The 26,423-nt window shown below is 75.7% G+C and carries 31 protein-coding genes; 19 read left to right on the top strand and 12 right to left on the bottom strand.

Annotated elements, in window-relative coordinates; genetic code table 11:
• The first annotated feature begins 199 nt into the window (after positions 1–199).
• The 3 genes from ABZ793_RS25435 (at position 200) to ABZ793_RS25425 (ending at position 1,759) form a co-directional block, all read left to right on the top strand.
• The gene (locus ABZ793_RS25435; protein ID WP_357461723.1) at positions 200–571 is read left to right on the top strand and encodes a metalloregulator ArsR/SmtB family transcription factor; all 372 of its coding nucleotides are present in this window, start codon (positions 200–202) and stop codon (positions 569–571) included.
• A gap of 61 nt (positions 572–632) precedes the next feature.
• Positions 633–1,193 carry an NADAR family protein gene (locus tag ABZ793_RS25430; protein ID WP_357461722.1) on the top strand — a complete coding sequence of 187 codons (561 nt, stop codon included), beginning with the start codon at positions 633–635 and terminating at the stop codon, positions 1,191–1,193.
• Between the two features lie 53 nt (positions 1,194–1,246).
• Entirely contained in the window at positions 1,247–1,759 is a 513-nt protein-coding gene (locus ABZ793_RS25425) for an NUDIX domain-containing protein (RefSeq protein ID WP_357461721.1), read from the top strand.
• 130 nt (positions 1,760–1,889) lie between these two features.
• Here ABZ793_RS25425 and ABZ793_RS25420 read toward each other — a convergent pair whose 3' ends face one another.
• The 5 genes from ABZ793_RS25420 to ABZ793_RS25400 form a co-directional block, all read right to left on the bottom strand.
• Positions 1,890–2,429 (bottom strand): RNA 2'-phosphotransferase, encoded by a 540-nt coding sequence (locus ABZ793_RS25420; RefSeq protein WP_357461720.1) that lies wholly within the window; start codon positions 2,427–2,429, stop codon positions 1,890–1,892.
• A 191-nt stretch (positions 2,430–2,620) separates the two neighbouring features.
• Positions 2,621–3,670, bottom strand: a complete 1,050-nt coding sequence (locus ABZ793_RS25415; protein WP_357461719.1) for an aldo/keto reductase — start codon at positions 3,668–3,670, stop codon at positions 2,621–2,623.
• The gene (locus ABZ793_RS25410) at positions 3,631–4,071 is read right to left on the bottom strand and encodes a hypothetical protein (RefSeq protein WP_357461718.1); all 441 of its coding nucleotides are present in this window, start codon (positions 4,069–4,071) and stop codon (positions 3,631–3,633) included. The genes ABZ793_RS25415 and ABZ793_RS25410 overlap by 40 nt, the downstream gene beginning before the upstream one ends.
• A gap of 276 nt (positions 4,072–4,347) precedes the next feature.
• A complete protein-coding gene (locus tag ABZ793_RS25405) occupies positions 4,348–4,770 on the bottom strand; it encodes a RidA family protein (RefSeq protein ID WP_357461717.1) in 423 nt (140 codons plus the stop codon).
• Positions 4,767–5,588: an NAD(P)-dependent oxidoreductase gene (locus ABZ793_RS25400; RefSeq protein ID WP_357461716.1), complete on the bottom strand. Its 822-nt coding sequence runs from the start codon at positions 5,586–5,588 to the stop codon at positions 4,767–4,769. The genes ABZ793_RS25405 and ABZ793_RS25400 overlap by 4 nt, the downstream gene beginning before the upstream one ends.
• 94 nt (positions 5,589–5,682) lie before the next feature.
• Between ABZ793_RS25400 and ABZ793_RS25395 the strand changes: the two genes are divergently transcribed.
• From ABZ793_RS25395 to ABZ793_RS25385, 3 genes are all read left to right on the top strand, one after another.
• Positions 5,683–6,576, top strand: a complete 894-nt coding sequence (locus ABZ793_RS25395) for a LysR substrate-binding domain-containing protein (protein ID WP_357461715.1) — start codon at positions 5,683–5,685, stop codon at positions 6,574–6,576.
• A gap of 52 nt (positions 6,577–6,628) precedes the next feature.
• The gene (smpB, locus tag ABZ793_RS25390) at positions 6,629–7,123 is read left to right on the top strand and encodes an SsrA-binding protein SmpB (RefSeq protein ID WP_350707279.1); all 495 of its coding nucleotides are present in this window, start codon (positions 6,629–6,631) and stop codon (positions 7,121–7,123) included.
• A gap of 167 nt (positions 7,124–7,290) precedes the next feature.
• The gene (locus tag ABZ793_RS25385) at positions 7,291–7,683 is read left to right on the top strand and encodes an SCO5389 family protein (protein ID WP_357461714.1); all 393 of its coding nucleotides are present in this window, start codon (positions 7,291–7,293) and stop codon (positions 7,681–7,683) included.
• A 95-nt stretch (positions 7,684–7,778) separates the two neighbouring features.
• On the opposite strand, the gene ABZ793_RS25380 is transcribed toward ABZ793_RS25385, so the two are convergent.
• Together ABZ793_RS25380 and ABZ793_RS25375 are read right to left on the bottom strand one after the other, a co-directional pair.
• Entirely contained in the window at positions 7,779–8,885 is a 1,107-nt protein-coding gene (locus ABZ793_RS25380; RefSeq protein ID WP_357461713.1) for a hypothetical protein, read from the bottom strand.
• Positions 8,777–9,934: a transporter substrate-binding domain-containing protein gene (locus tag ABZ793_RS25375; protein WP_357461712.1), complete on the bottom strand. Its 1,158-nt coding sequence runs from the start codon at positions 9,932–9,934 to the stop codon at positions 8,777–8,779. The genes ABZ793_RS25380 and ABZ793_RS25375 overlap by 109 nt, the downstream gene beginning before the upstream one ends.
• Positions 9,935–10,125: 191 nt before the next feature.
• On the opposite strand from ABZ793_RS25375, the gene ABZ793_RS25370 reads away from it, so the two are divergent.
• From ABZ793_RS25370 to ABZ793_RS25355, 4 genes are read left to right on the top strand one after another with little or no spacing between them, the layout of a single operon-like run.
• Entirely contained in the window at positions 10,126–10,551 is a 426-nt protein-coding gene (locus tag ABZ793_RS25370; RefSeq protein ID WP_357461711.1) for a helix-turn-helix domain-containing protein, read from the top strand.
• On the top strand, positions 10,548–11,366 hold the full coding sequence (gene modA / locus ABZ793_RS25365) for a molybdate ABC transporter substrate-binding protein (RefSeq protein WP_357461710.1): 819 nt from the start codon (positions 10,548–10,550) through the stop codon (positions 11,364–11,366). The genes ABZ793_RS25370 and modA overlap by 4 nt, the downstream gene beginning before the upstream one ends.
• Positions 11,363–12,175 (top strand): ABC transporter permease, encoded by an 813-nt coding sequence (locus tag ABZ793_RS25360; RefSeq protein WP_357461709.1) that lies wholly within the window; start codon positions 11,363–11,365, stop codon positions 12,173–12,175. The genes modA and ABZ793_RS25360 overlap by 4 nt, the downstream gene beginning before the upstream one ends.
• On the top strand, positions 12,172–13,236 hold the full coding sequence (locus tag ABZ793_RS25355) for an ABC transporter ATP-binding protein (protein ID WP_357461708.1): 1,065 nt from the start codon (positions 12,172–12,174) through the stop codon (positions 13,234–13,236). Before ABZ793_RS25360 ends, ABZ793_RS25355 begins: the two co-directional genes overlap by 4 nt.
• Before the next feature lie 46 nt (positions 13,237–13,282).
• Here the strand turns inward: ABZ793_RS25355 and ABZ793_RS25350 are convergent, their stop codons facing one another.
• Complete coding sequence (locus ABZ793_RS25350) at positions 13,283–13,708, bottom strand: type II toxin-antitoxin system Phd/YefM family antitoxin (RefSeq protein WP_357461706.1); 426 nt, start codon at positions 13,706–13,708, stop codon at positions 13,283–13,285.
• Positions 13,709–13,872: 164 nt separating this feature from the next.
• Here ABZ793_RS25350 and ABZ793_RS25345 point away from each other — a divergent pair, with 164 nt between their 5' ends.
• Positions 13,873–14,658 (top strand): RNA ligase family protein, encoded by a 786-nt coding sequence (locus tag ABZ793_RS25345; protein WP_357461704.1) that lies wholly within the window; start codon positions 13,873–13,875, stop codon positions 14,656–14,658.
• Between the two features lie 155 nt (positions 14,659–14,813).
• Positions 14,814–15,410, top strand: a complete 597-nt coding sequence (locus ABZ793_RS25340) for an ATP-dependent endonuclease (protein ID WP_357461702.1) — start codon at positions 14,814–14,816, stop codon at positions 15,408–15,410.
• Here ABZ793_RS25340 and ABZ793_RS25335 read toward each other — a convergent pair.
• Positions 15,381–15,956, bottom strand: coding sequence for a GNAT family protein (locus ABZ793_RS25335; protein ID WP_357461700.1), 576 nt, complete (start codon positions 15,954–15,956; stop codon positions 15,381–15,383). The genes ABZ793_RS25340 and ABZ793_RS25335 overlap by 30 nt on opposite strands.
• A 78-nt stretch (positions 15,957–16,034) precedes the next feature.
• Here ABZ793_RS25335 and ABZ793_RS25330 point away from each other — a divergent pair, with 78 nt between their 5' ends.
• The 3 genes from ABZ793_RS25330 to ABZ793_RS25320 are packed head-to-tail and all read left to right on the top strand — an operon-like array spanning position 16,035 to position 19,515.
• Entirely contained in the window at positions 16,035–16,559 is a 525-nt protein-coding gene (locus ABZ793_RS25330; protein ID WP_350707260.1) for a PadR family transcriptional regulator, read from the top strand.
• Complete coding sequence (locus ABZ793_RS25325) at positions 16,556–17,236, top strand: ABC transporter ATP-binding protein (protein WP_357461698.1); 681 nt, start codon at positions 16,556–16,558, stop codon at positions 17,234–17,236. Before ABZ793_RS25330 ends, ABZ793_RS25325 begins: the two co-directional genes overlap by 4 nt.
• The gene (locus ABZ793_RS25320; protein WP_357461696.1) at positions 17,233–19,515 is read left to right on the top strand and encodes an ABC transporter permease; all 2,283 of its coding nucleotides are present in this window, start codon (positions 17,233–17,235) and stop codon (positions 19,513–19,515) included. The genes ABZ793_RS25325 and ABZ793_RS25320 overlap by 4 nt, the downstream gene beginning before the upstream one ends.
• 26 nt (positions 19,516–19,541) lie before the next feature.
• Here ABZ793_RS25320 and ABZ793_RS25315 read toward each other — a convergent pair whose 3' ends face one another.
• The 3 genes from ABZ793_RS25315 to ABZ793_RS25305 all read right to left on the bottom strand — a co-directional run bounded on the left by ABZ793_RS25315 (position 19,542) and on the right by ABZ793_RS25305 (position 23,424).
• Positions 19,542–20,669: a (Fe-S)-binding protein gene (locus tag ABZ793_RS25315; protein WP_357461694.1), complete on the bottom strand. Its 1,128-nt coding sequence runs from the start codon at positions 20,667–20,669 to the stop codon at positions 19,542–19,544.
• Positions 20,666–22,051 (bottom strand): FAD-linked oxidase C-terminal domain-containing protein, encoded by a 1,386-nt coding sequence (locus ABZ793_RS25310; RefSeq protein WP_357461692.1) that lies wholly within the window; start codon positions 22,049–22,051, stop codon positions 20,666–20,668. The genes ABZ793_RS25315 and ABZ793_RS25310 overlap by 4 nt, the downstream gene beginning before the upstream one ends.
• A 125-nt stretch (positions 22,052–22,176) precedes the next feature.
• On the bottom strand, positions 22,177–23,424 hold the full coding sequence (locus ABZ793_RS25305) for a hypothetical protein (protein WP_357461690.1): 1,248 nt from the start codon (positions 23,422–23,424) through the stop codon (positions 22,177–22,179).
• A gap of 229 nt (positions 23,425–23,653) precedes the next feature.
• On the opposite strand from ABZ793_RS25305, the gene ABZ793_RS25300 reads away from it, so the two are divergent.
• From ABZ793_RS25300 to ABZ793_RS25285, 4 genes are all read left to right on the top strand, one after another.
• Positions 23,654–25,207: an NAD(P)/FAD-dependent oxidoreductase gene (locus ABZ793_RS25300; protein ID WP_357461688.1), complete on the top strand. Its 1,554-nt coding sequence runs from the start codon at positions 23,654–23,656 to the stop codon at positions 25,205–25,207.
• 110 nt (positions 25,208–25,317) lie between these two features.
• On the top strand, positions 25,318–25,527 hold the full coding sequence (locus tag ABZ793_RS25295) for a hypothetical protein (RefSeq protein ID WP_357461686.1): 210 nt from the start codon (positions 25,318–25,320) through the stop codon (positions 25,525–25,527).
• 228 nt (positions 25,528–25,755) lie between these two features.
• Entirely contained in the window at positions 25,756–26,091 is a 336-nt protein-coding gene (locus ABZ793_RS25290) for a winged helix-turn-helix domain-containing protein (protein WP_357461684.1), read from the top strand.
• Positions 26,088–26,408 carry a hypothetical protein gene (locus ABZ793_RS25285; protein WP_357461682.1) on the top strand — a complete coding sequence of 107 codons (321 nt, stop codon included), beginning with the start codon at positions 26,088–26,090 and terminating at the stop codon, positions 26,406–26,408. The genes ABZ793_RS25290 and ABZ793_RS25285 overlap by 4 nt, the downstream gene beginning before the upstream one ends.
• Positions 26,409–26,423 lie beyond the last annotated feature (15 nt).

Genomic DNA, 26,423 nt, shown 5'->3' with positions numbered 1-26,423 from the left:
GTCACGACGAGGATCATGGACCACGGGTGCGACATCGTCGCCGGGGGCCGGCGATGTCAGGGGCGACGACCGCCGGCGCGGGGTGTCGCGGTTGGTCGCGGTCAGGGCGGCACGGGCGTACGACCTGCGTCGTGTCTCCGACACCGACCCACGTTCATCAGGTCTCGCCTAATTAAGTTGAAGTTGATATAAATGACCGGTGCACGCCTTCGATGTGCTCGGCGACCCGGTGCGGCGCCGCATCCTCGAACTGCTCACCGATGGTGAGATGACCGCCGGTGGGCTGTGCGACGTGATCCGGCGCGAGTTCGGGATCTCCCAGCCCGCCGTCTCGCAGCACCTCAAGGTGTTGCGGGACAACGGCTTCGCCACCGTGCGCGCGGAGGGGACCCGACGGCTCTACGCCGTCGACCCCCGGCCCCTGCGGGAGGTCGACCAGTGGCTCGACCACTTCCGTCGGTTCTGGACGCCGCCCCTGCAGGCCCTCGCGACCGAGCTCGCCCGAGGCATGCGCGAACGGCGGCTACGCGGGCGGCCCGGCGACGCGCCCGACGACGACGGCGACCGCTGAGGCCGCCGCCGCCGGAGAAACGTGCGGCGTCCTGTCGGAGCCGTCGGGCAGACTCTCCGGCATGTCGCCGCGATCCGTCGCCACCCTCGTCGCCGCCACGCAGGCCGGCGAGAGGGTCCGCTACCTGCGCTTCTGGGGCCACCGGCCGCGCCGCGACGGCGGCGTCGGGCCGGGCTGCCTGAGCCAGTGGTGGCCGGCCCCGTTCCGCGACGGCGGCCGGACGTATGCCACCGCCGAGCACTGGATGATGTGGCACAAGGCGAGGCTGTTCGGCGACGCGGACGTCGCCGCCCAGGTCCTGGCGGCCGGGCACCCGCACCGCGCCAAGTCGCTCGGCCGCCGCGTGCGCGGTTTCGACGAGGCGACCTGGGCGGCCCGGCGCTACGACATCGTGGTGGCGGGCAGCGTCGCCAAGTTCGGCCAGCACGACGACCTGCGGGCGTTCCTGCTGGCCACCGGCGAGCGGGTGCTCGTGGAGGCCAGCCCGGTGGACCGCGTCTGGGGCATCGGGCTGGCCGCCGACGATCCGCGCGCGGAGGATCCGCAGGCATGGCAGGGCGCGAACCTGCTCGGCTTCGCCCTGATGGACGCCCGCGACGCCCTCCGCGCGGGCGGTTCGTGACCGCGGGACCGCTGCCGGGCGGCTCCGGGGCGGGGCGGGTAACGTGCTGCGCCATGACGGCCGCCGCGTACTCCCACTGCTCCTTCTGCGGCGTGGCCTACCCGGCGGCGGCCGGGTGGCCGCGGGTCTGCGCGGCCTGCGGCGAGACCGTCTGGCGCAACCCGCTGCCCGTCGCGGTGGCGGTGCTGCCGGTCCGCACGGACGCGGGCCTCGGCGTGGTCGTCGTCCGCCGGGACATCGAGCCGGCGCGCGGCCTGCTCGCGCTGCCGGGCGGCTTCATCGAGTACGGCGAGGAGTGGCAGGAGGCCCTGGTCCGGGAGCTGTGGGAGGAGACCGGCCTGCGCGCCGACGCCGCCGACGCCCGCATCTTCGCGGTGCACAGCGCCCCGGCCGGCGGCACGATGATGGTCTTCGGGGAACTGCCCGAGCAGCGGGCCGACGCGCTGCCGCCCTCGGCACCCACCGAGGAGGCCACCGAGTGGCTGGTGCTCACCGAGCCGACGGAGTTGGCCTTCTCCACCCACACCCGGGTGCTCGCCGACTTCCTCGCGCAGCGGGCGGCCTGACCCGGGCCGGCACCGCGCGGCCTGCCCCCCGGGCGGGCACCGCGTCACCTGATCCGGGCCGGCACCGACGCGCGGCCTGACCGGGCCCGTATCGTCCGGCGCCGGTTCGGTCGGGCTCGGGCGTGGCCGGTCAGACCGCGAGGTAGCGGGCGGGCACCGCGTCGGTGAGCCAGACCCCGTTGGCGCTGCGGTAGAAGGCGTGCCCGTCGCGGGCCATCCCCGCCGCGTCCACCGTCAGGACCACCACGCCTCCCCGCCGGCGGGCGCCCACCTGCCGGGCGGTCACCACGTCCGGTGACAGGTGGACGTGGTGCCGGCCGCCCCGGTGCAGGCCGGTCGCCCGGATGGAGTCGAGGGCGACGCTGCTGGTGCCGTGGTAGAGCCGCGCCGGCGGCGGACACGGCGTGAGCCCCAGGTCGACCGGGATGGAGTGCCCCTGGTTGGCCCGGATCCGCTCGACACCGTCGGGGCCGCGTTCGACGGCGAAACGCTGCTTGTCGTTGCCGGCGACGACGGCGTCGAGGTCGACGCGGTCGACCCGCAGCGCGGTGAGCAGGTCGTCGACCGGCACCCAGCCGGCTCCGTCGGGCACGAGGCCGAACCGGGCGGGCTGGTGCCGCAACGCCAGGGACATCCGCTTGCTCAGCCCCACCATCGCCCGATGATCCACCCCCGAAGTCTGCCTCCCGGCGCATGATCCGCGCCAGGCGATTAGGCGGGCAGGCCGCCGCACGCCAGCGGTCGAGTCCGTCGGGCCGCCGCACGCCACCGGTCGGCGCCGTCAGGTCGCCGCATCCCACCGCTCGAGGCCGTCGGTCTGCCGCACGCCCCGGTCAGCCGACCGCACAGCCGGGCCGGCGGTCAGGCGGCGGGCCGGTCGGCGGTCGGGCGGCGACGGCGGGCCGGGTCGGTGAGCGCCGGCGGGCGCCAGACGCCGTCCGGGGCGTACAGGTCGGTGCCGGGTGGGACGATCTCGTCGATCCGGTCGAGCGTGGCGTCGTCGAGGATCAGCGCGGCGCCGGCGAGCAGGCCGTCGAGCTGCTCCATCGTCCGCGGCCCGAGGATCGTCGAGGTGACCCCGGGGTGGGCCACGGTGAACGCCACGGACAGCTCCGGCAGCGAGCAGCCGACGTCCCCGGCCAGCTCGACCAGCCGCTCGACCGCCTGGTACTTGGCGGCGTTGCCGGGGATCGACGGGTCGAACCGGGCCGGGGTGAGCGCGGGTCGCCCGGCGGCCAGGTCGACGGGACGGCCGTGGCGGTAGCGGCCGGACAGGAAGCCCGAGGCGAGCGGGCTCCAGACGAGCACCCCCATGCCGTACCGCTGGCAGACCGGGAGCACGTCGGCCTCGATTCCCCGGGCCAGGATCGAGTACGGCGGCTGCTCGGTGCGGAACCGGCCGAGGCCGCGCCGCTCGGCGACGTGCTGCGCCTCGACGATCTCCTCGGCCGGGAAGGTGGAGCAGCCGAACGCCCGGATCGTGCCGGCCCGGACGAGGTCGCTCAGGACGCCGAGGGTCTCCTCGGTGTCGGTGGTGTGGTCGGGGCGGTGCACCTGGTAGAGGTCGATCCAGTCGGTGTCGAGCCGGCGGAGGCTGTCCTCGACGGCCCGCAGGATCCAGCGTCGGGAGTTGCCGCCCCGGTTGCGCCCCTCCCCCATCGGGAAGTGCACCTTGGTGGCGAGCACGACGTCGTCCCGGCGGCCCCGCAGCGCCCGGCCGACGATGCGTTCGCTCTCGCCGGCCGAGTACATGTCGGCGGTGTCGACCAGGTTGACGCCGCGGTCGAGGGCGGCGTGGATGATCCGGACGCAGTCGTCGTGGTCGGGGTTGCCGACCGCGCCGAGCATCATCGTGCCGAGGGCGTGGACGCTCACCTCGATGCCGGTGCCGCCCAGGACGCGGTAACGCATGCTCGTGCTCCTCGTGTCGCCGCACCCGGCGTGGGTCCGCCGGGCGTCCGGGCCACGTTAGGAATTCGAGTGCGCTGGAAGTCAACACCGGAGCCACCCTGGCCGCTGGTCGGTCTCCGGCGCGCCTCGCCGCCGACGTCGGTGGTCATCACCCCGGCGGCGACGTTCAGGCCGATCGAGGCGACGGTGTCCCGGCGGCTGGTGGCCCAGGCCAGCGCGACCGCCTCCCGGACCAGCCGGGGCAGTCGGCGGGCGACCGCCCAGAAGCTGGTGTGGGCGAGCTCCCGCGCGTGGTGCATCCAGTCCGCGTCCTCCAGCTCCGGCAGCAGCGCGGTGGCGGAGGCGTCGTCGGGGTGGTCGTCCTCCCCGGACGGCTGGCGCTGGCGGGTCATCGACTCCACGGACGCTCCTCGGGCGGCGGGGCTGACCGGACGCCCCCGCCGGGCGGGGTGGCCGTGACGCGTCCGACCGGCGAGGACCGCCCGAGACTACTGGCTGCGATCGTGCGATGTCTCCACGTGGTGGGCGTGTCGAACGAGCGTGCTAACGGCGTGTCGCGGGCGGCCCGCGCCGTCGCCCGGCCGGTCCGGCGACGCCCCGCCCCTACGGTCGGCCAGGGTGCCCGCGACCACGCACGCCGGCCCGGCCACCGTCGGATGTGACCGGGCCGGCACGGATCAGGCCGCGGCGCCCGGGCCGGTGACGGCGGCCGTGATCTCCACCTCGATCAGCGCGCCGGGCAGGAAGAGGCGGTTCACCTCCACCGTCGTGCTGGCGGGCGGGGGCGTGGCGGTGAAGAGCCGGCGCCGGACCGAGGCGTACCCGGGCAGGTCGCCGAGGTCGGTCATGAACGTCCGGATGTGCAGCACGTCCGCCAGTCCCGCGCCGTGGGCCGACAGCACGCCGCCGACGATCTCGAAGATCCGTTCGGACTGCGCGACGATGTCGCCCGGCCCGACCAGGTGGCCGGCGTCGTCGACGGCGACCTGGCCGGCGAGCACCAGCAGGGCGCCGCCGGGCAGGTCGAGGCGGGCCACGTGGGCGAACCGGTCGCCGAACGGCGCGGCGACGGCCGGCGGGTTGTCGAGGGTGAGGTTCACGAGCGCTCCAGGCTGACGAGGGTGGCGATGTCGGTGGTCGGGTCGGGGGCGGCGTCGAGCACGGTGCGGGTCGCCCGGACCAGCGGGGCTGCGGTGGCGCCGAGCGCGGCGCGGGCCAGGTCGAGGTCCTTGCCGGCGAGGGCGACCGGGAAGTCGGCGTCGCGGGCGGCGGCCCGCCCGAGCACGCCGCCGAGCGGACCACCGGCCAGCGCGTCGAGGGCGGCGGCCGGGTCGACGCCGACGGCGCGGGCGACCGCGAGGGTGTCGGCCAGCCCGCCGAGGGCCACGAGCAGCGCCGTGTTGAGCACGAGCTTCAGCGCGGCCCCGCTGCCGGTGCCGCCGCAGTGGCGTACGGCGCCGAGCGCCGACAGGACGGGGGCGACCCGGGCGACGGCGGCGTCGGTGCCGCCGGCGAGCACCCGCAGCCGGCCGGCGCGGGCGGCGGCCACGCTCCCGCCCACCGGGGCGTCGACGAGGTCGACGGTGGCGGGCAGCCGCGCCGCCAGAGCGTGGACGGCGGCCGGGCCGATGGTGGACATCTCGACGAGGCAGGCGCCCGGTGGCAGTGCCGGGGCGGCCCCGCCCGGCCCGAACAGCACCGCCTCGGCGGCGGCGGCGTCGGTGAGCGTCGTGATGGCGACCTCGGCGTCGCGGGCGGCCCGGGCCGGAGTCAGGGCCACGTCCGCGCCGGCCTGCCCGAGCGGGGCGGCGCGGGCGGCGGTGCGGTTCCACACCGTCACCTGGTGGCCGGCGTCGAGCAGGCGCAGGGCGATCGACGCCCCCATCCGCCCGGTGCCGAGTACGGCGATCTTCGTCATGCGGGAAACCGTAGACAGCGCGCTGCCATGCGACCAACGAATCTTTCCGATGGCCGCCATGCGGGTGGCGCATGGGTCCGCGTACGCTCGCGGGATGCAACCGCTGGCCCTGGAGGTGTTCCGGACGGTGGCCCGGCACGGCTCGATCACGGCCGCCGCCCGCGAGCTGCGCTACACACAGTCGGCGGTCTCCCGGCAGGTCGCCGCGCTGGAGGCCGAACTCGGGGTGGTGCTGTTCGACCGCCTTCCGCGCGGCGTCGCGCTGACCGAGCCGGGGCGGTGCCTGCTGCCGCACGCCGACGCGGTGCTGGAGCGGCTGGCCACCGCGCACCGGGACCTCGACGCGCTGCGCGGGCTGGGTGGCGGCCGGCTGCGGGTGGGCGCGTTCCCGACCGCGATGGCGGCCCTCGTGCCGCGCGCGCTGGCCGGATTCCGGGAGGCGCACCCGCGGGTGGCCCTGTCGGTGGTGGAGGGGCGGACGCCGGACCTGCTGGAGCGGCTGCTCGCCGGCGACGCCGACGTCGCCGTGGTGAGCGCGCCGCCCGACCGCCCGCTGGACCCCGGGCGCTTCGACCTGCACCATCTGCTCGACGAGCGCCTGCTGGTCGCGGTCGCCCGGCAGCACCGGCTGGCCCGGCGCCGCACGGTACGCCTGGCGGAGCTGGCCGACGACTCGTTCGTCGCCGGGTCGCCCGGCGGCGAGGACCCGTTGATGCGCGCCACCATGCCGGCCGGCTTCCGGCCCCGGGTGGACATCGTCGCCGCCGACTGGACCGGCAAGCTGGGCTGCGTGGCGGCCGGTCTCGGGGTCGCGCTGGTGCCGGCGTTGGCGGTCCGGGCCGCCCCGGCCGACCTGGCCCTGCTGCGCCTGCACGCCGACGACGCGCCGGCCCGCCGGGTGTACGCGGCCACCGCCGCCGGGCGGCACCACCCGCCCGCGGTCGCCCGCCTGCTCGCCGGCCTGGCCGGGGAGGCGCGCCGGCTCTGAGACGGGACACCAGGCCCGTCGCCCGGGGCGCCGGGCGGATATCCTCCACCGGGTGAACGCGGGCCGGCAGACCGAGCGCACGCTGATCGCCTCGAACAAGAAGGCGCGGCACGACTACACGATCCTGAAGACCTACGAGGCGGGCATCGTGCTGGCCGGCACGGAGGTCAAGTCGCTGCGCGAGGGCCGGGCGTCGCTGGTCGACGCGTTCGCCCAGGAACACGACGGCGAGCTCATGCTGCACGGCCTGCACATCGCCGAGTACGGCTTCGGCAGCTGGACCAACCACGCGCCCCGACGGACCCGCAAGCTGCTGCTGCGCCGGGTGGAGATCGCCCGGATCCTGGAGAAGACCCGCGAGGGCGGGCTGACCCTGGTGCCGCTGTCGATGTACTTCGCGGGCGGCTGGGCGAAGGTCGAACTCGCCCTGGCCAAGGGCCGGAAGTCGTACGACAAGCGGCAGGCGCTGGCCGCGCGGGACGCCGACCGGGAGATCGCCCGCGAGCTGGGCCGCCGCCTCAAGGGCCGCACCGCCCGGCGGGGCTGACCGCCGCCACCACCTCTTTCCTGGTTCACCGCCTGCGGTGGCGTCGCGTCACGCTGCGTCGCCACGGCGCGCCTGTCGGTGCTTGACGGGGCGTCGCCGCCCGTGGTCTGCTCGACGCAAGTCGGTAATGGCAATCGTAGTCATTATCACTGAGCCCGAGGAGAAGCATGTCTCTCACCGTCTCCCCCGCCCTGCTCGACGCCGCCGAACGCGGCCCCGTCGACGACACCGAGTTCATCGCCTGCGTCCGCGACTCGCTGCCGTACGCCTGGCAGACCGTCAGCCGGGTGGTCGCCGAGCTGGAGTCCACCGGCACGGACCACGCCGACAACGTGATCCCGCCGCCCACCGACGCCGAGCGCGGCCAACTGCTGCGGGCGCTCGCCAGCGACGCCATCCGGGCCGGGCTGGAGCGGCACTTCCAGGTGAAGCTCGCGTTCCAGAACTGCCACCGGGTCGCCGCGTTCCGCCCGGCGGCCGTCGACTCCGACGCGTACCGGCGGTTCGTCTCCGCCCGGGGCCAGCTGCTCAACCAGTCCCCCGAGCTGCGCAACTGCTGACCCGCCCGGTCGCGGCCGCGGGCGGGACGGGACGCCGTTCCGCCCGCCGCTCGACGGACCGGCCACGGACGCGCGGCCCGCGTCGGCCGACTGCGTCAGCGGGGGCCCGGCGAGGGCGGCGCGGGCGGGGCGGCGGGACCGGGGGCCGGCAGGCGGCCGAGGCAGCGCGGATCCGGCCGGCCCACCGGCTGCCGGGGGATCATCCAGTCCAGCGCCGTCTCCTCCACGTGCCAGCCGTACACGTCGACCCGGCTGACCGGGATCCGCCCGGGGTCGGGGCAGAGCCGCTGGCCGCGTACCAGGTCGTTGGGCAGGAAGCGCACCTCGCCCCGCCCGTCGAGCACGATCGTCATCCGGTCGGTGACGGTGACCGCCTGGCCGCGTACCACCTCCCGGGCCGGGCCCGGCTCGGCGCCGACCTCCACGGCGACGGCGGGCAGCAGCGGGACCCGGAGAAAGACCACCCCCATCACCAGCGGCACCACCGCCGCCACCGCGTACGCCAGGGTGCGGGTCAGCGCCGGGGCGACCGGGCGCGGCACCGGGCCGGTGAGCACCGCCGCCCCCAGCGGCGGCACGACCAGCAGCAGGGCCGTGGCCAGCTCCCCGTGCCGGCCGGCGGCCACGACGGCCGGCGCCAGGCAGGCGTAGCTCGCGGCCCCCGCGACGACGGGCAGCACCAGGCCGGTGACCAGGAGCCGGCGGGGCCGGTCCGGGTGGCGCAGCCGGGTCCTCAGCGCCAGCAGCCAGAGGGCGAGCATCAGCAGCAGCGGCAGGAACCGCAACTGCCAGGTGAGGGCCGCCAGCGCGATCGCCGCCACCAGGACCCAGCCGGGGGTACGCACGGTGCCGTAGGCGAGCAGCGAGCGTTCGGGGTCGAACCGGTCAGGCGCGCTGACCTGGAGCAGCCGGCCGAGGGCGGCCAGCACCAGCACGACGAGCGGGAACGCCCACACCAGCGCGATCAGCAGGGCGCTGAGCAGCCCGAGCGGGCTGACGTACTGCACCAGCAGCAGCATCGTCGGCATGTCCTGCCGGCTGAGCCGCCACAGCCGCAGCACGAGCAGCAGCACCGGGAACGCGGGCAGCAGCGTCAGCAGCCACTGCTGCGCCTGTTGCGCCTGCTTCGTGCCGGGGCGGCGGTCCGGACGCCCGACGGCGGCCGGCTCGGAGACGGCAGCGCCCATCTCTCCCACGGCCACTGCCGCACCTCCACCTTCTCCTCGGGCTCCGGCTGCCGGCCGACCGCCACCTGCTGCGGGTTGCTGTACTGCTGCTCCGAGGCCAGATAGCGGTCGAACGCCGCCTTCCACCGGTCGCCGTCCGGGCCCTTCGCGGACTGGTAGAGGGAGAGGTTGACGAGGTCCCGCATCGCCGGGTTGGGCCCCGTGTTCACCCCCCACTTCTCCGCCGCGTCCGCGCCGATGTCCCAGTGCCGCAGCTCCGTACGCCGCAGCAGCTTCGTCGCCGGCGGCAGCTCGCCGGGCGGACGCGGGCCCACGAAGCCGGCCAGGATCGCCGCGTCGGTGGTGACGGCGTCGACCTCGCCGTCGTAGAGCGCCTGGACGCACTGGCTGATCCGGTTGCGACCGATCGGGTTCGCGCCCGCCTCGCGCAGGCGCTGCTCCGACGTGGACGTCCCCAACGTGCAGACCTTCGCCTTGTCGAGGTCCCGCAGGCTGGCGACCTGCCGGCGGTCGGACGCCCGCGTCAGCACCGACTGCTCTGTCTCCAGGTAGGGGAAGGAGAAGACGACGCCCTGGTCCCGGCGCTCCTCCGTGATGCTGTAGGAGGCGATGACCAGGTCGACCGTGACGAAGCTGCCGTTGGTGTCGCGGGCCTGCCGCCGGGCCCGGTCCTCGCTCTCGATCGGCAGCAGCGTCACCTCCGGCGCGTCGAAGCCCAGGTCCTCGGCGATCATGTAGGCGATGTCGATGTCGAAGCCCTCGAACGCGCCGTTCTCCAGTTTCTGCGCCACCCCGGGCTGGTCGTCCTTCACCCCGATGAGCAGCCTGTCGCGGTTGGTCAGCCCGGCCCGCTCGCGCAGCTCGTCCCAGGTGGGCGGGCCGCTGGCGACGATCACCCGCACCGCGGCGACCGCGACCACCACCAGCAGGAGCAGCAGCGCCGCCAGGCGCACCTGCCGGGACCGCGACACTCCACCGGACGCCGTCGCCCCGGCCGGCAGCCCCGGCGAGTCGCCGCCGGTCTCCTTGTCCTGACCCAACTCGGCCTCCCGGTCGCCGCCCACGCGAGCCCTCCATTGTGGTCCATGCCGCACCGCCGCGACAGTACGGAAGGCGACCGGCACCGCCCGTGTCGACACCCCGGGTGACGCGTGCCGCCGCCCGCGAACGCCAGTGCCAGCCGCCCCAGGAGGCGGCAATCGCGATGGCGGAGGGGGCTAACTCATCGCATCTGCCGGATGGCTAGGATGGGCCGGTGACGACGTTCCGCATCGGCGAGGCGGCCGAGTTGCTCGGGGTCAGCGCCGACACCGTGCGCCGGTGGGTGGACGCCGGCCGGCTCGCCGCCGGCCGCGACGAGCACGGGCACCGGGTGATCAACGGGGTCGACCTCGCCGCGTTCGCGCGCGGGCAGGCGGCCGACCCCGACGAGCGGTCGGACTCCTCGTCGGCCCGCAACCGGCTGCGCGGCATCGTGGTCAACGTCGTGAAGGACACCGTCATGGCGCAGGTCGACATCCAGGCCGGGCCGTTCCGGATCGTCTCGCTGATGAGCCGGGAGGCCGTCGACGAGCTGGACCTGCGGGTCGGCTCGCTGGCCGTCGCGGTGATCAAGTCGACCACGGTGGTGGTGGAACGGGCCACCACCCCGGCCAGCAGCAGAGGGAGGCAGACGTCATGACGGCGACGCCCCGGCCACGGCCCGGACGCCCGGGCCGGCGCTGGCTGCGTACGGTGGCGGCGGTCCTCGCCCTCGCGGGCCTGGCGGGCTGCGGCGGCGGGGGCTCGGCCGCCGACGGGCCGGCCGGCGGCACGGGCGTCGGCGGCACGGTGACGGTGTTCGCCGCGGCCTCGCTGACCGAGTCCTTCACCCGGCTCGGCCGGGACTTCGAGGCGGCCCACCCGGGCACCACCGTGGTCTTCAACTTCGCCGGCAGCTCGGCGCTGGCCGCCCAGATCAACCAGGGCGCGCCGGCCGACGTGTTTGCCGCGGCGGCGACGCGGAACATGACCACGGTCACCGAGGCCGGCAACGCCGACGGCGACCCCGCCATCTTCGCCCGCAACCAGCTCGTCGTCGCCGTGCCGAAGGGCAACCCGCGCGGCGTGACCGGGTTGGCCGACCTAACCCGCCCCGGGCTGACCGTCGCGCTCTGCGCCGAGCAGGTGCCCTGCGGCGCGGCGGCGCGCACGGCGCTCGACGCCGCCTCGGTCAGCCTCACCCCGGTCACCCTCGAGCAGGACGTCCGGGGCGCGCTGTCGAAGGTGCGCCTCGGCGAGGTCGACGCGGCCCTCGTCTACCGCACGGACGCGCTGGCCGCCGCGGCCGACGTGACCGCCGTCGAGTTCCCCGAGTCCGCCCGCGCCGTCAACGACTACCCGATCGTGGCGCTGCGGGACGCACCCAACCGGGACGGCGGGCGGGCCTTCGTCGCGTACGTCCGCTCGGAGCGGGGGCGGACGGTGCTCACCGAGGCCGGCTTCCAGGCGCCGTGAGGCGTACCGACGGCGTGCGGCGACGGCGGGACGCCGGGGTGCCGGTCGCGCTGCTACTGCCGGCCGTACTCGGCCTGGCGTTCCTCGTCCTGCCGCTGGTCGGGCTGCTGGCCCGTACGCCGTGGGCCACCCTGCCGCAGCGGCTCACCGAGCCGGGCGTGCTCACCGCGCTGCGGCTGTCCCTGCTGACCGCCACCCTCGCCACCCTGCTCTGCCTGCTGCTCGGGGTGCCGCTGGCGTGGCTGTTGGCCCGCGTCGAGTTCCCCGGCCGCCGCCTGGTACGCGCCCTCGTCACCGTGCCGCTGGTGCTGCCCCCCGTGGTCGGCGGGGTGGCGCTGCTGCTGGTCTTCGGCCGGCGGGGCCTGCTCGGCGGCTGGCTCGACGCGACCTTCGGGATCACCCTGCCGTTCACCACCACCGGCGTCGTACTGGCCGAGGCGTTCGTCGCGATGCCGTTCCTCGTCATCGCCGTCGAGGGCGCGCTGCGCGGCGCGGACCGCCGGTACGAGGAGGCGGCGGCGACCCTCGGCGCCGGCCGGTGGACGACGTTCACCCACGTCACCCTGCCCCTGGTGGCCCCCGGCCTGGCGGCCGGGGCGGTGCTGTGCTGGGCCCGGGCGCTCGGCGAGTTCGGCGCCACCATCACCTTCGCGGGCAACTATCCCGGCCGGACGCAGACCATGCCGCTGGCGGTCTACCTGGCGCTGGAGACGGACGTGCAGGCCGCCGTGGTGCTCAGCCTCGTCCTGCTCACCGTCTCGGTGGCCATCCTGGCCGGGCTGCGCGACCGCTGGATCACCAGCCCGTGAGCGCGCCCCTGCTCGACGCCCACCTCGTCGTGGACCGGGGCGGATTCCGCCTCGACGTGCCCCTGCGGGTCGCCGCCGGCGAGGTCGTCGCGCTGCTCGGCCCCAACGGCGCGGGCAAGACCACCGCGCTGCGGGCCCTCGCGGGCCTGCTCCCGCTGACCACCGGCCACCTCACCCTCGACGGCGTCGACCTGGACCGGCCGGCGCGGCGCGCCTGGACGCCGACGGAGCGCCGACCGGTCGGCGTGGTGTTCCAGGACTACCTGCTCTTCCCGCATCTCACGGCCCTGGACAACGTGGCGTTCGGGCCGCGGCGGCACGGCGCCGACCGGCGCGCCGCCCGGGAGACCGCCCGCACCTGGCTGGACCGGGTCGGCCTGGCCGAGCACGCCCACCGCCGGCCCCGGCAGCTCTCGGGCGGGCAGGCACAGCGGGTGGCGCTGGCCCGCGCGCTCGCCGTCGCGCCGGCGCTGCTGCTGCTGGACGAGCCGCTCGCCGCGCTCGACGCGCGCACCAAACTGGACACCCGGGCCGAGCTGCACCGGCACCTCACCGCGCACCCGGGGGCCACGCTGCTGGTGACCCACGATCCGCTGGACGCGCTGGTGCTGGCCGACCGGCTGGTGATCGTCGAGGAGGGGCGGGTGGTGCAGGAGGGGGACGCCGCGACGGTCACCGCGCGGCCCCGCACCGACTACGTGGCCCGGCTGGTCGGGCTGAACCTGCACCGGGGCCGCGCCGACGGGCACCGCGTCCGGGTCGCCGACGGGCTGACCCTCACCGTCGCCGACCGGATCGACGGGGACGCGTTCGTCGCCTTCCGGCCGTCGGCGGTGGCCCTGCACCCGGCCCGGCCGGAAGGCAGCCCGCGCAACACCTGGGCGGCGACGGTGGTCGGGGTGCAGCGGCACGGAGACAACCTGCGGGTGCGGCTCGACGGGCCGGTCGAGGTGGCGGCGGACGTCACCCCGGCCGCCGCCGCCCAGCTCCGGCTGGCTCCCGGGCAGCCGGTCTGGGCCGCCGTCAAGGCGGCGGAGACCCACGCGTACCCGGCCGTCTGACGCCGCCGACGTGTCGCGGCGCCGTCAGGGCACGGGATCGCCGCCGTCAGGGCGCGAGGTCGGCGGCCAGCAGGTCCGCGTGGGCGGCGCGCAGCCGGGCGAGGTCGGGGTCGCTGCCCGGCCGGACGCGGCGGTCGAGCTCGGCCCACGCCTCGGCGAGGGCGGCGGTGACCGCGCGCAGCTCGGCGGAGTGCCGCCGGCTGCTGCGCCGGTGCGCCTCGTCGAGCCGGCGGGCCCAGCCGGCGGTCACGGCGGCGAGGCGGTCCGCGTCGGCGCGGGCCTGGGCGGCCGTGCGGGCGGCGGCGGCCGGCACGATCGCCGCGACCGGTCGGGGATCGCCGTCGCGGGTGACGACGGTGACGGCGTCGGTCAGCTCGGCCAGCGCGACGAGTTGGGTGAACCGGGTGCGCGCCTCGCGCAGCGGCACCGAACGCGGCTGGTCGGTGTGCGGGGTGAGAGCGGGGACAGCCATGGATGGATGGTCGCCGCCGGGTACGACATTTCCGCCCGTCGACGGTCCAGGGTGGACACGGCGGGCCAAAAATTGCCACGAGGCGCCCCGTCGCGGGCGGATACGCTGCTCGCCCAGCGCCGCGCCGCAGCCGGTGCGGCGGAGCTGCCACCCAGGAGGAAGCCGTGTCCAGCCTCGACGTCCGGACGGTCGACCTGCGGGCGATCAACTCGCTGACCAAGTACCCGTCGATCCCGACGTACCACGCCCTCGACCCCCGCGACGGCGGGCTGCTGGCGGAGTGCGTCGAGTTCACCGGGCCGGTCACCCTCACCGAGAAGATCGACGGGACGAACGCCCGGATCGTCGTGCTGCCCGACGGCGCGTACCTGATCGGCAGCCGGGAGGAGCTGCTGTACGCGCGGGGCGACCTGATCGGCAACCCGGCGCTCGGCATCGTCGACGCGCTGCGCGACGTGGCCGAGCGGCTGACCGGCGCGGCGGCCGACGACCGGGTCACCGTCTTCTACCTCGAGGTGTACGGCGGCAAGGTCACCGCCGCCTCCCGGCACTACACGGCCAGCCGGCAGGTCGGGCACCGGCTGTTCGACGTGGCGGTGCTGGAGGACCCCGCGCCGATGCTCTCCTGGCCGGCCCAGCGGATCTCGGCCTGGCGCGACGGCGGCGGCCAGCGCTTCCTCGGCGAGGCCGACCTCGTCGCACGGGCCGACGCGCTGGGCCTGGCGACCGTGCCCCGCCTCGCCACCGTCGCCGCCGGGGACCTGCCCCGCGAGATCGACAAAACCCACACGTTCCTCGTCGACCACCTGCCGCGGACCACGGTGGCCCTGGACGGGCCGGCCGGCCGGTCCGAGGGGCTGGTGCTCCGCACGGCGGACCGCTCGGTCATCGCCAAGGCGCGGTTCCAGGACTACGAGCGCACGCTGAGGCGCCGCGAGGGTCGGCGCTGACCCCGGCTCGACGGCGCGTCGCCGTACGCGCCGCCGACCCAGTCCCGCCGCAACTCGCTTGCATCGCCGGGCACGCCGGGCCACGATCCCCTGACTGATCCGGGCCGGGGCACGCCGGACCGTGCGACCCGGCGGGCGACGTACCAGGAGACGGGGTGGCGACCGTGCGGAGCGTCCACGAGCTGACGGCCGGGATCGACGTGCGGGCCGTGGTGCTCGTCGAGGGCAGGAGCGACCGGGTCGCGCTGGAGACGCTCGCCGCCAGGCGGGGCCGGGACCTCGACGCCGACGGCGTACGGGTGGTGTCGATGGGCGGCGCGACGAACATCGGCCACTTCCTCGACCTGTTCGGCCCGTCCGGGCGCCGGCTGCGGCTGGCGGGCCTCTACGACGACGCCGAGGAGGGCTTCTTCCGGCGGGGGCTGGAACGGTGCGGCCTCGGTGCCGGCCTGTCCCGGTCCGACCTGGCGGCCCTGGGGTTCCACGCCTGCGTGGCCGACCTGGAGGACGAGCTGATCCGCGCGGTCGGCGTGGCCGGGGTGCGGGAGGTCATCGCCGCCGAGGGTGAGCTGCGCACGTTCCAGCTGTTCCAGCGGCAGCCGGCCCAGCAGGGGCGCGCCGTCGAGGCGCAGTTGCGCCGGTTCCTCGGCACCCGGTCCGGCCGCAAGAGCGCGTACGCCAAGCTGCTGGTGCGCGCGCTGGAGCCGGACCGGGTGCCCCGTTCACTCGACGCGGTGCTCGCCCACGTCTGACCGGCGGGCCCGCCACTCGGGCGCCAGCACCGACCACACCTGAAGGTCGATCCGCCCGTCCGGGCCGGGGTAGACCTCGCGCAGCGTCCCGTCGTGGCGCATGCCCAGCCGCTTGGCGGTGGCGATGCTGCGGGCGTTGCGGGCGTTGGTGCGCCACTCGACCCGGTGGATGCCCCGCTCCTCGACGGCCCAGTCGACGATCCGCTCCACCGCCCGGCTGACCAGCCCGTGGCCCTCGGCGGCGGGCTCCAGCCAGCAGCCCGCCTCGCAGACGCCCGTCGCCGTGTCGAGCGAGACGAACAGGACCCCGCCGACCAGGGTGCCCTGCCGCCAGAGGCCCCAGATGCCGCCCGCGCCGCGCGCCCACCGGTCGGCGTGACGCTGGAGCACGGCCCGGGCGGAGTCGAGGTCGGTGGCCACGAACGCCGGCGACACCCAGGGCGCGATGTGCTCACGGGCCCGGTCCAGGTGGGCGAGGAACTCCTCGGCCCGCCAGGGCTCGAGGGGACGCATCTCGACGTCCTCGGTCAGGGACAGGGCGAACACATGACCTCCCATGCGACGGATACCGCCACACCCTACCGGTATACACACCACGTATACATGGTGTGTATAGTCCCCGCCATGTCGATCGGACAGACCTTCCTCGGCCTGCTGGAGGCCACCCCCCGCCACGGCTACGACATCAAACGCCTCTACGACGAGCGCTTCGGCCACGCCCGCCCGCTCGCGTACGGGCAGGTCTACGCCACCCTCTCCCGCCTGCTGCGCAGCGGGCTGGTGGAGGTGGAGGCGGTCGAGCCCGGCGAGGGTCCGGAGCGCAAGCGGTACGCGATCACCGAAGCCGGCGTCACCGATGTCGGGCAGTGGCTGGCCCGGGCGGAGAAGCCCGAGCCGTACCTGCAGAGCATCCTCTACACCAAGGTGGTGCTGGCCCTGCTGACCGGCCGCTCCGCCGCCGACCTGCTCGACGTGCAGCGCGGCGAGCACCTGCGGATGATGCGCGAACTGACCCGCCGCAAGCGCGACGGCGACCTCGCCGAGCAGCTGATCTGCGACCACGCCCTGTTCCACCTGGAGGCCGACCTGCGCTGGCTGGAGCTGACCGCCGCCCGTCTCGACGACCTCGCCGCGGCGGTCCGGTCGTGACCGCGCCGCTGCTGGTCGCCGAGGACCTGCACCGCTCGTTCGGCCCCACCCGGGCGCTCGCCGGCGCCAGCCTGCGCGTCCACGAGGGCGAGGTGCTCGCCGTGATGGGCTCGTCGGGCTCCGGCAAGTCCACCCTGCTGCACTGCCTCGCCGGCATCGTCCGGCCCGACTCCGGCCAGGTGCTCTTCGCCGGCCGTGACCTCGCGACCCTCACCGACGCCGAGCGCAGCGCGCTGCGCCGGGAGTCGTTCGGCTTCGTCTTCCAGTTCGGCCAGCTCGTGCCGGAACTGACCTGCCTGGAGAACGTGGCGCTGCCGCTGCGGCTGGACCGGGTCGGCCGCCGCGAGGCGGAGCGCCGGGCCGCCGAGTGGCTGGACCGCCTGGAGGTCGCCGAGGTGGCCGGCAAGCGGCCCGGCGAGGTCTCGGGCGGGCAGGGGCAGCGGGTGGCGGTCGCCCGGGCGCTGGTCACCCGCCCCCGGGTGGTCTTCGCCGACGAGCCGACCGGCGCGCTGGACTCGCTCAACGGCGAGCGGGTGATGCGGCTGCTCACCGCCGCCGCCCGGGAGACCGGCGCGGCGGTGGTGCTGGTGACGCACGAGGCGCGGGTCGCCGCGTACTCCGACCGGGAGGTGGTGGTGCGCGACGGCCGCACCCGCGACCTGGAGGTCGTGGCGTGACGCGGCTGCGCCACGGCGCGGCCGACCTGGCCATGGGCGCCCGCATGGTGCTGACCGGCGGCCGCGACGGCTGGCTGCGCGCGGTGCTGACGGCGGTCGGCGTGGGGGTCGGGGTGGCCATGCTGCTGCTCGCCGCCTCGGTGCCCGGCGCGCTGGACGCCCGCGAGGCGCGCGGCGACGCCCGCGACGACCTGCGGATGGGCGGGCAGATCGCGGCCGCCGCGAACACGCTGCTGCTCCGGCAGGTCGACACCGCGTTCCGGGAGCGGCCCGTGCGGGGCCGGATGCTGCAGGCCGAGGGGCCGGCCGCACCGACGCCGCCGGGCGTGGCGACGCTGCCCCGCGCGGGCGAGGTCGTGGTCTCCCCCGCGCTGCGCGACCTGCTCGACTCCGCCGACGGCGCACTGTTCGCACCCCGGCTGGGCGGGGCCCGGGTCACCGGGACCATCGGCGACGAGGGCCTGGCCGGCCCCCAGGAGCTGGCCTTCTACCTGGGCAGCGACCGGCTGAGCGCGGACGACGGCGCGACCCGGCTGGACGCGTTCGGCGGCGGGCTGCCCGGCGAGGGCTTCGCCCCGGTGCTGATGGTGCTGGTGGTCGTCATCTTCGTCGTCCTGCTGCTGCCCATCGCCGTCTTCCTCGGCGCGGCGGTGCGGTTCGGCAGCGAACGCCGCGACCGGCGGCTGGCCGCGCTGCGGCTGGTGGGCGCGGACGCCGCGATGGTCCGGCGGATCGCCGCCGGGGAGGCCGCGAGCGCCGCGCTGCTCGGCGTCGCGGTCGGCGGCGCGCTCTTCGCGCTCGGCCGCCAGGTGGCGCCGCTGGTCACCCTGATGGACCTCAGCGTGTACGCCGCGGACGTGCGCCCGCCGCTGCCGCTGGTCGCCGCCGTGGTGGTGGCGGTGCCGGCGCTCGCCGTCGTGGTGACCCTGGTGTCCATGCGCACGGTGCTCGTCGAGCCGCTCGGGGTGACCCGGCGCGCGACGCCGGTGCGCCGCCGGCTGGCGTGGCGGCTGCTGCTGCCGGCCGCCGGGCTCGGGCTGCTGCTGGCCGGCGCCGCCGGTGTCGCCCCGCTGGGCGCCGAGCAGCAGACGGCGGCCGGCGCGGTGCTGCTGCTGATCGGCGTGGTCACCCTGCTGCCCTGGCTGACGGACCTGCTGGTACGCCGGCTGCGCGGCGGTCCCGTGCCGTGGCAGCTCGCGGTGCGGCGCATCCAGCTCGACAGCGCCGCCTCGGCACGCCTGGTCAACGGCATCGCGGTCGCCGTGGCGGGCACCATCGGGCTGCAGATGCTCTTCGCCGGCGTCTCCGACCGGTTCACCGTCGCCACCGGGCAGGACACCTCGCGGGCCCAGGCGCAGGTGGAGTTCCCCGCCCGCCCCGACGCCGCCGCGGCGCTGGGCCGGCTGGCCGCCGCGCCCGGCGTGACCGCCAGCAACGCCACCCTGCGGAGCGTCGTCGGAGCCGCCGGGGGCGGCACGTTGGTCGACCTGCGGATCGGCGACTGCGCCGCGCTGGCCGAGTTCGCCCGGCTCGACGGGTGCGCCGACGGCGACGTCTTCCTGGTCCGCGACGCCACGGCGCCGCAGGCGGAGATCCGGCCGGGCACCACCGTCACGGTGCCGGACGTCGACGGGTCGGCCTGGCAGATCCCCCGGGACGCCCGGGAGGCGCCGATCCGTCCCGGCCCCGCCGGCCACGCGCAGACCAGCGTGCTGGCCACCCCCGGTGCGGTCGACGCCGCCCGGCTGGGCCCGTTGCGCGCGGACGCGTACCTGCGGCTCGCGCCCGACCGGCCGGACGCGCTGGAGCACGTCCGCAACGTCGCCGCCGGCGTCGACCCGTTCGCCTCGGTGCTCACCCTGACCGGGACCACGCAGGCCACCCAGTTCGTCAACATCCGGCGCGGCCTCTACGTCGGCGCGGCGGTCACCCTGCTGCTGATCGGGGCCAGCATGCTGGTCGGCGTGCTGGAGCAGCTACGGGAGCGCCGCCGGCTGCTGGCGATGCTGGTCGCGGTCGGCACCCGGCGCGGCACGCTGAGCTGGTCGGTGCTGTGGCAGACCGCCGTGCCGGTGGTGATCGGGCTCGTCCTGGCGGTGGTCTTCGGGCTGGGTCTCGGCGCGGTGCTGCTGCGCATGGTGCGGGAGCCGGTCACGGTCGCCTGGCCGGCGCTGGGCATCTCCACCGGGCTGGGCGCGGCGGTGGTGCTGCTGGTAACCGGGCTCAGCCTGCCGGCCCTGTGGCGGCTGACCCGGCCGGACGGCATCCGCACCGAGTGAGGCCGCGAGCCGGCGTCCCGACCCGCTCAGACCGGTCGGGACGCCGGCTCGACGCGGGTGAGCAGCTCGGCCAGGTGCACGGCCCGGACGGGGGACCGGCGCCGGCGCAGCCCGGTGCGCAGCTGCCGCAGGCAGCCCGGGTTGACCGCCACCACCAGGTCCACCCCGGCGGCCTCGATCTCGTCGAGCTTCGCGTCCAGGATCCGCCGCGACTCCTTCGGCCGCAGCAGCGAGTACGTGCCGGCGGCGCCGCAGCAGGTGGCCGCCGAGGGCAGCTCCACGTAGTCGGCGACCTGGCGCAGCAGCGCCCGCGGCTCGGCGAAGACGCCGAGGCCGTTGCGCAGGTGGCAGGAGTCCTGCAGGGCGACCCGGGCGCGCCGGCCGGCCACCCGCAGCTCCGCGCCGGCGGGCCGTTCGGCGAGCCAGGTGGACAGCTCGCGCACCCGGTCCCGGCCGAGCACGGAGGCGAGGTGCGCCGCGCAGCCGCCGGAGGTGGTGACGATCGTGCCCGGCAGGTCCTCGCCGAGGCGCTCGGCCAGCCGCTCGCCGCCGGCCAGGTCGCCGTTGTGCGCGTGCAGCGCGCCGCAGCAGCCCTGCGCGGTGGGGACGGCCAGCCCCGGGTCGAGCGCCCGGGCGGCCCGGCTGACCGCCGGGAACAGGCCCCGCTCGACGCAGCCCAGCATGAGCCGCGCGTCGGGCCGCCCGGCAGCACCGGGCTCAGCCGACGGGGCGGCGGCCGGGCCGGGCTCGGCCGACGGGGCGACGGCCGGGCCGTGGGCGGCGCGGCGGACCAGGCCGAGCAGCCGCAGCACCCACCGCTGCTCGACCAGCAGCATCAGCGCGCGGGCCACCAGCGGCCGGCGCGGGCCGCGCCACTGGTGCACCCGCCACTGCTCCAGCAGGCTGCCGTACTCCACCCCGGCGGGGCAGACCGGTTCGCAGGCGCGGCAGCCCAGGCAGAACGAGGACTGCTCGGCGAGCGTGTCGTCGTCCGGGGGCAGGGTGCCGTCCTGCAGCGCCCGCATCAGCGTGATCCGCCCGCGCGGCGACGACGCCTCGTCGCCGGTCATCGCGTACGTGGGGCAGGCCGGCAGGCAGAATCCGCAGGAGATGCAGCGGGACAGCTGCTCCGGGTTGAACACGTCGCCTGTCACGAGCCCAGCTTTCCGGGGTTGAGGACGCCCGCCGGGTCGAAGGCGCTCTTGATCCGGCGCAGCAGGGCGAGCTGGTCGTCGCCGAGCCGGGCGGCGAGGAACGGCAGCTTCGCCGCCCCCACCCCGTGCTCGCCGGTGATGGTGCCGCCGAGGTCGAGGGCGGCGGCGAAGACCTCGGCGAAGGCCGCCTCGGCCCGGCGTACCGCGTCGTGGTCCTCGGCGGAGTCGAGGACGCAGGTGGGGTGCAGGTTGCCGTCCCCGGCGTGGCCGAAGGTGGCGATGGCGACGTCGTGCCGGACGGCGATCGCGTCGATCCGGTCGACCATCTCGGCGATACGCGGCCGGGGCACGGTGGCGTCCTCCAGGATCGTCACCCCGCCCCGGCGGGACAGCGCCGGCAGCGCGCAGCGGCGGGCGGCCAGCAGCGCATCGGCCTGGGCGACCTCCCGGGCGGTGGTGACCTCCACCGCGCCGGCGTCGACGCAGGCCGCGCCGATCCGGTCGAGGTGGGTGGCGACCAGGTCCGGCGGGCCGTCGTCGCCGAAGAGGAGCAGCGCTCCCGCGTCGGCGCGCAGCCCCAGGTGGGCGAAGTCCTCCACCGCCGTGATGCAGGCCCGGTCGAGGAACTCCAGCGTCGCCGGCACCACGCCGGCCCGGATCACCCGGGCGACGGCCTCCCCCGCCTCGGCGAGCGTCGGGAAGTAGGCGACCCCGGTGTTGCTCGACGCGGGCGCGGGCAGCAACGCCACCGTCGCCTCGGTGATCACCGCGAGGGTGCCCTCGGAGCCGGTGAGCAGCCGGGTCAGGTCGTAGCCGGCGACGTCCTTCCACAGCCGACCGCCGGTGCGGATCACCTCGCCGGTGGGCAGCACCGCCTCCAGGCCCAGCACGTAGTTGCGGGTCACCCCGTACTTCAGCCCGCGCAGCCCGCCGGCGCAGGTGGCGATGGTGCCGCCGACGGTGGCGACGGTGCGGCTGCCCGGGTCGGGCGCCCAGAGCAGGCCGCGCGCCGCGGCGGCGTCGGCCAGCGCGGCGCTGGTCACGCCGGGCTGCACCCGGGCCAGCAGCTCGTCGGCGCTGACCTCCAGGATCGCGTTCAGCCGGGTCAGCACCAGCACGATCCCGCCGTGCAGCGGCACGGTCGCGGCGCACAGGTTGGAGCCCGCGCCGCGCGGCACCACCGGCACCCCGTGCCGGGTGGCCAGGGCCAGCACGGCGGCGACCTCGGCGGTGTCGGCCGGGAACACCACCGCGTCGGGCCGGTGCGAGAAGAGCGGGGTCGCGTCCCGGGCGTACGCCACGAGGTCGCCGGCCGCGTCGTGCACGTGGGCCGGGCCGACGATGCCGCGCAGCTCGGCGAGGACGGTCGCGGACAGCGCCATGCCAGCCCTTCCCGGCGCGGGTCCGCGCCCGTAGCTTTTTGCCAATCCCGACCTGACAGTCGGCGAAATTTTCAACCGATCATAGAGAGCCAGGCCCCACCAGGTGAAGACGGCACCGGGGCCCGTCAGATGATGAAGTGGGTCCAGTAGGCGAGCCAGGCGACGAAGAGGGCCCCCTGGAGGAGGGCGAGGGCGGCGGTCAGCCAGGCGTCGGCGGTGGCGTGCCGGGCCCAGCGGGCCAGCACCAGGCCCACCGGGAACGCGGCGAGCAGGTAGCGCAGCAGGCTCTTGTAGACCGGCGGCCCCATCGACAGCGGCACCAGGACCATGATCAACCCGTACGCGAGGTAGGGCAGCCCGAGGTGGCGGACGCCCGCGACCAGGACCACCAGCACCACGACGGCGAACCACACCCGCAGGGCGTCCCGCGCCGGCGTGTCGGCCAGGCCGTGCCACAGCACCGCCAGCGGGTTCTGCACGGAGATGCCCCAGCCCCGCTCCTGGGCGTGCTTGTAGGCGAACCAGTCGCCGCTCTGCCACCGGCAGAACGCCATGAACGTCAGCCAGCCGGCGGGCACCAGCACCAGCGGCCACCCGACGCGCACGTACGTCCCCAGCGCGCGCGGGCCCAGCCGGTAGCCGTGCTGCCGCAGCAGCACCAGCGCCAGCGGGAGCACCACGAAGAACCCGACCGAGCGGCTCAGCGCCAGGAAGAACCCCACGACGCCCACGAGCAGCCAGCGCCGCCGCTCGGCGTAGTGAAAGGCGGCGAGCGCGAGGCAGAGGAAGAGCGACTCGGTCAGCGCCGCCTGGAACAGGAACGCGGCCGGCAGCAGCACCAGGTAGCGGACGAACCGGCGGGCCGCCGCGTCGTCGCCGAGCAGCCGCTCGCCCAGCCGGTGGGCGTAGTAGAGCATCAGCAGGAACGCGACGTTGGCGACGAGCAGCAGCGCCAGCGCGGTGTTGCCGCCCAGCAGCGGGGCCAGCGGCCGGGCCAGGAACGGATAGAGCAGCGGGAAGCCGAAGTCCCGCCACGGCTCGTCGAGCGGGACCCGGGCCAGGTGGTCGTAGAGGAACGAGTCCCAGGCGAACCAGAGCCAGACCGCGCGGTGCCCGGAGACCGCCCGCTGCTGCTCGCGCATCGTCGCCTCGTCCGGCGGCGGCGCCCACGGCACGTCGTCGAAGGCGCTCAACGCGAGCAACCCGACGAGGCTGAGCACGATCTTGGTGCCGAGGAAGACGCCGACGACGAACAGCCACGGCGCCGGCACCCGGTCGGCGGCGCGCCGCAGGTCGTGGCCACGCCGGGCGAGCCGGGCGGGCAGGCGCCCGGCCCGCCGCCGCGCGTCCGCGACGGCCCGCCACCTGTCCATCACCGCGTCTCCCGATCCGGCCGCCAGAACGGTGCCACATCCCCGTTCCGGGGCGCTTGACACGTGTACGCGGCGCGCCGGTCCGGCCGCCCGGCGGTGCGCTCGGAGCGGGTCCCCCGCCCGGCCGGCTCGTCGGGCGGGGGAACCGGCATCCGGATCCGGGGTGAGTCCGGGCCGATGCCGGGTAAGCGGGCCGCCTCCGGCAGGCGGAAGCAGGGAGCGGCACGGCATGGACGAACAGCGCGGCACGGTGGTCATCGGCGCGGGACCGGCGGGGCTGACCGCGGCGTACGAACTGCTCCGGCGGGGCGCCCCGGTCCGGGTGTTCGAGTCCGACGACGTGGTGGGCGGGATCAGCCGCACCGTCGAACGGGACGGGTGGCGCTTCGACATCGGCGGGCACCGGTTCTTCACCAAGGTCGCCCGGGTCGAGGAGTTCTGGCACGAGATCCTGCCCGACGAGGACTTCCTGCTGCGGCCCAGGATGAGCCGGATCTACTACCGGGGCGCGCTGTTCGACTACCCGCTGAACGCCGCGAACGCCCTGCGCAACCTGGGCGTCCGGGAGGCGGCGCTGTGCATGGGCTCGTACGCCCGCGCCCGGCTGCGCCCGCCGAAGGACCAGTCGCACTTCGAGGGCTGGGTCTCGGCCCGGTTCGGTTGGCGGCTGTACTCGATGTTCTTCAAGACGTACACCGAGAAGGTCTGGGGGATGCCGGCCGACCGGTTGCAGGCCGACTGGGCCGCGCAGCGGATCAAGAACCTGTCGCTGGCCAAGGCGGTGCGCAACGCCGTGCTGCCCCGGCGCAACCGCAAGGACGTGACCAGCCTGATCGAGGAGTTCCAGTATCCGAAGCTCGGCCCCGGGATGATGTGGGAACGCTGCGCCGAGGAGGTCCGCCGGCGCGGCGGCCGGGTGGAGACCGGCAGCTGGGTGACCGCCGTGCACCGCGACCCGACGCACCGCCGGGCGGTGGCGGTCACCGTCAACGGCGTGGGTGGGCAGCGGACCGAGCCGGCGGAGCACGTCGTCTCCTCGATGCCGATCTCGGAGCTGGTGGCCGCGCTGCGCCCGGCCGCCCCGCCGGAGGTGCTGGCCGCCGCGGCCGACCTGCGGTACCGGGACTTCCTGACCGTCGCGCTCGTGGTGCCCGAGGAGTTCTCGTTCCCGGACAACTGGATCTACGTGCACGACCCGGCGGTCAAGGTCGGCCGGATCCAGAACTTCGGGTCGTGGTCGCCGTACCTGGTCAAGGACGGCCGCACCTGCCTGGGGCTGGAGTACTTCGTCTTCGAGGACGACGAGACCTGGCGTACGCCGGACGCCGAGCTGGTCGCCGCCGCGACGGCCGAGCTGGAGCGGCTCGGCCTGGTCCGGCCGGGCGTCGTCGAGGCCGGGTACGTGGTGCGGATGCCGAAGGCATACCCGGTCTACGACGAGCGTTACCAGCGCAACGTGGGCGTGATCCGGGACTGGCTGGCGCGGGAGGTGCCGAACGTGCACCCGGTCGGGCGCAACGGCATGCACCGCTACAACAACCAGGACCACTCGATGCTCACGGCGATGCTGACCGCCGAGAACATCGCCTGCGGGACCCGCCACGACGTCTGGTCGGTCAACGTGGAGCAGGACTACCACGAGGAGTCGACGCGCGACGGGAACGGCCGCGGGGGCACCGGCCGGGACGCCCCCGTCATGCCGGCCCGGCCCGTCGCCCCGGCCGTCACCACGCTCGACGGCGCCCCCCGGCCCGAACGGCCGGCGCAGGTGCGCCTCGGCTGAGCCGCCCGCCGCACGGCCGAGGGTGGGCGCGCACGGGCCGGGACGGCGGCGGGTCGACGGGACAGCCGGACGGCGACCGCCGTACCGGCCCGGTCCGGCGGCGCGGCCGGGTGAGCAGGCCCGGCCCCACGCAGCGGACGTTCACCGTCGGCGAGGTGGTCGGCTGCCTCCGGGCGTCCCTCGGCCCCGGCCGGCGCACGGTGGCGACGCCGAGCCGGGGCATCGCCGCGCCCGCCGACCCGCGGCGGCACGCCCTCCTGGCCGACCTGCTCCGCCGCGACCTCGCTGACGCTGACCTCGCCGGCCTCGCCCGGAGCTGACGCGGTCGCCGCGTGACGCTCCGCTCGCCCGACGGCGGCAGCGGTTCGGCATGCCCCGGAAGATCGCGATGTCCCCGGCCGCCGGGGCCGCGAGCCGACTGGATCACGGGCCAGGGCACGGACGACGGTGGCGTCGAACACTGTTCGCTGGCGCTCCCACCCCTCCCGTGTCAGTATCTTCTGACAGGGGGGTGTCATTGATTTCTGACACCCGGGAAGGTGCAGGTGATGGACGAGACGCAGCCGAACGGGGAGGAACTGCTCGCCGCGCTCGCCGCGCTCGCGAGTCCGCACCGACTGCGGATCATCGCCACGCTCGCCGAGGGCCGCAGCTACGTCAGCGCGCTGGCACGGCGTCTGGAGATGAACCGGCCCCTGCTCTACATGCATCTGCAGCGGCTGGAGGCCGCCGGGCTCGTCACCGGCTCGTTGGAGACGGCGCCCGACGGCAACTCGGTGAAGTGGTTCGAGGTGGTTCCGTTCGCGCTGACGCTGACGCCCGCGACGGTCGCGGCGGCCGTACCGACGTTGGAAGCCGGTGGCTTCGGAAAGGACAAGAAATGATCACAGCAGCAGCCGAGGACGACATCGCCCAGGTCGCGATCGTCACGTGGACCGTTCTGTTGATCGCCCTGGTGGCGATCGTGGCGTTCGTGGCGCTGGGCATCTACCGGGCCCGGCACGCCGCCGCCCGGGAGGCGCAGTACCGCGCCCTCGCCGAGCAGGCCGGCGACGCGCAGGCCCGGCTGGCCGAGAACGCACGGCAGACGACCGCGGAGCTGACCGGCCTGCGGTCGGACGTCCAGGCGACCCACACGGAGTTGGCGCAGGTCAGGGCCCGCCTCACCGAGTTGGAGCGCCTGCTCAGCCAGATCGGATGAACCGGAATCCCACAG

Origin of the sequence: Micromonospora sp. NPDC047465 (genome assembly GCF_040643125.1) — a bacterium.
GTDB lineage: Bacteria > Actinomycetota > Actinomycetes > Mycobacteriales > Micromonosporaceae > Micromonospora.
The sequence above is the reverse complement of the archived record's forward strand: the minus strand, read 5'-3'. Positions and strand labels throughout refer to the sequence as shown.

Bases quoted from the DNA above. Each gene is read 5' to 3' on its own strand.
- ABZ793_RS25425 (WP_357461721.1), top strand. From the start codon at position 1,247: ATGACGGCCGCCGCGTACTCCCACTGCTCCTTCTGCGGCGTGGCCTAC.
- ABZ793_RS25415 (WP_357461719.1), bottom strand. From the start codon at position 3,670: ATGCGTTACCGCGTCCTGGGCGGCACCGGCATCGAGGTGAGCGTCCAC.
- ABZ793_RS25400 (WP_357461716.1), bottom strand. From the start codon at position 5,588: ATGACGAAGATCGCCGTACTCGGCACCGGGCGGATGGGGGCGTCGATC.
- modA (WP_357461710.1), top strand. From the start codon at position 10,548: ATGACGGCGACGCCCCGGCCACGGCCCGGACGCCCGGGCCGGCGCTGG.
- ABZ793_RS25430 (WP_357461722.1), top strand. From the start codon at position 633: ATGTCGCCGCGATCCGTCGCCACCCTCGTCGCCGCCACGCAGGCCGGC.
- ABZ793_RS25300 (WP_357461688.1), top strand. From the start codon at position 23,654: ATGGACGAACAGCGCGGCACGGTGGTCATCGGCGCGGGACCGGCGGGG.
- ABZ793_RS25290 (WP_357461684.1), top strand. From the start codon at position 25,756: ATGGACGAGACGCAGCCGAACGGGGAGGAACTGCTCGCCGCGCTCGCC.
- ABZ793_RS25350 (WP_357461706.1), bottom strand. From the start codon at position 13,708: ATGGCTGTCCCCGCTCTCACCCCGCACACCGACCAGCCGCGTTCGGTG.
- ABZ793_RS25385 (WP_357461714.1), top strand. From the start codon at position 7,291: ATGTCTCTCACCGTCTCCCCCGCCCTGCTCGACGCCGCCGAACGCGGC.
- ABZ793_RS25395 (WP_357461715.1), top strand. From the start codon at position 5,683: ATGCAACCGCTGGCCCTGGAGGTGTTCCGGACGGTGGCCCGGCACGGC.
- ABZ793_RS25310 (WP_357461692.1), bottom strand. From the start codon at position 22,051: ATGGCGCTGTCCGCGACCGTCCTCGCCGAGCTGCGCGGCATCGTCGGC.
- ABZ793_RS25330 (WP_350707260.1), top strand. From the start codon at position 16,035: ATGTCGATCGGACAGACCTTCCTCGGCCTGCTGGAGGCCACCCCCCGC.
- ABZ793_RS25285 (WP_357461682.1), top strand. From the start codon at position 26,088: ATGATCACAGCAGCAGCCGAGGACGACATCGCCCAGGTCGCGATCGTC.
- ABZ793_RS25305 (WP_357461690.1), bottom strand. From the start codon at position 23,424: ATGGACAGGTGGCGGGCCGTCGCGGACGCGCGGCGGCGGGCCGGGCGC.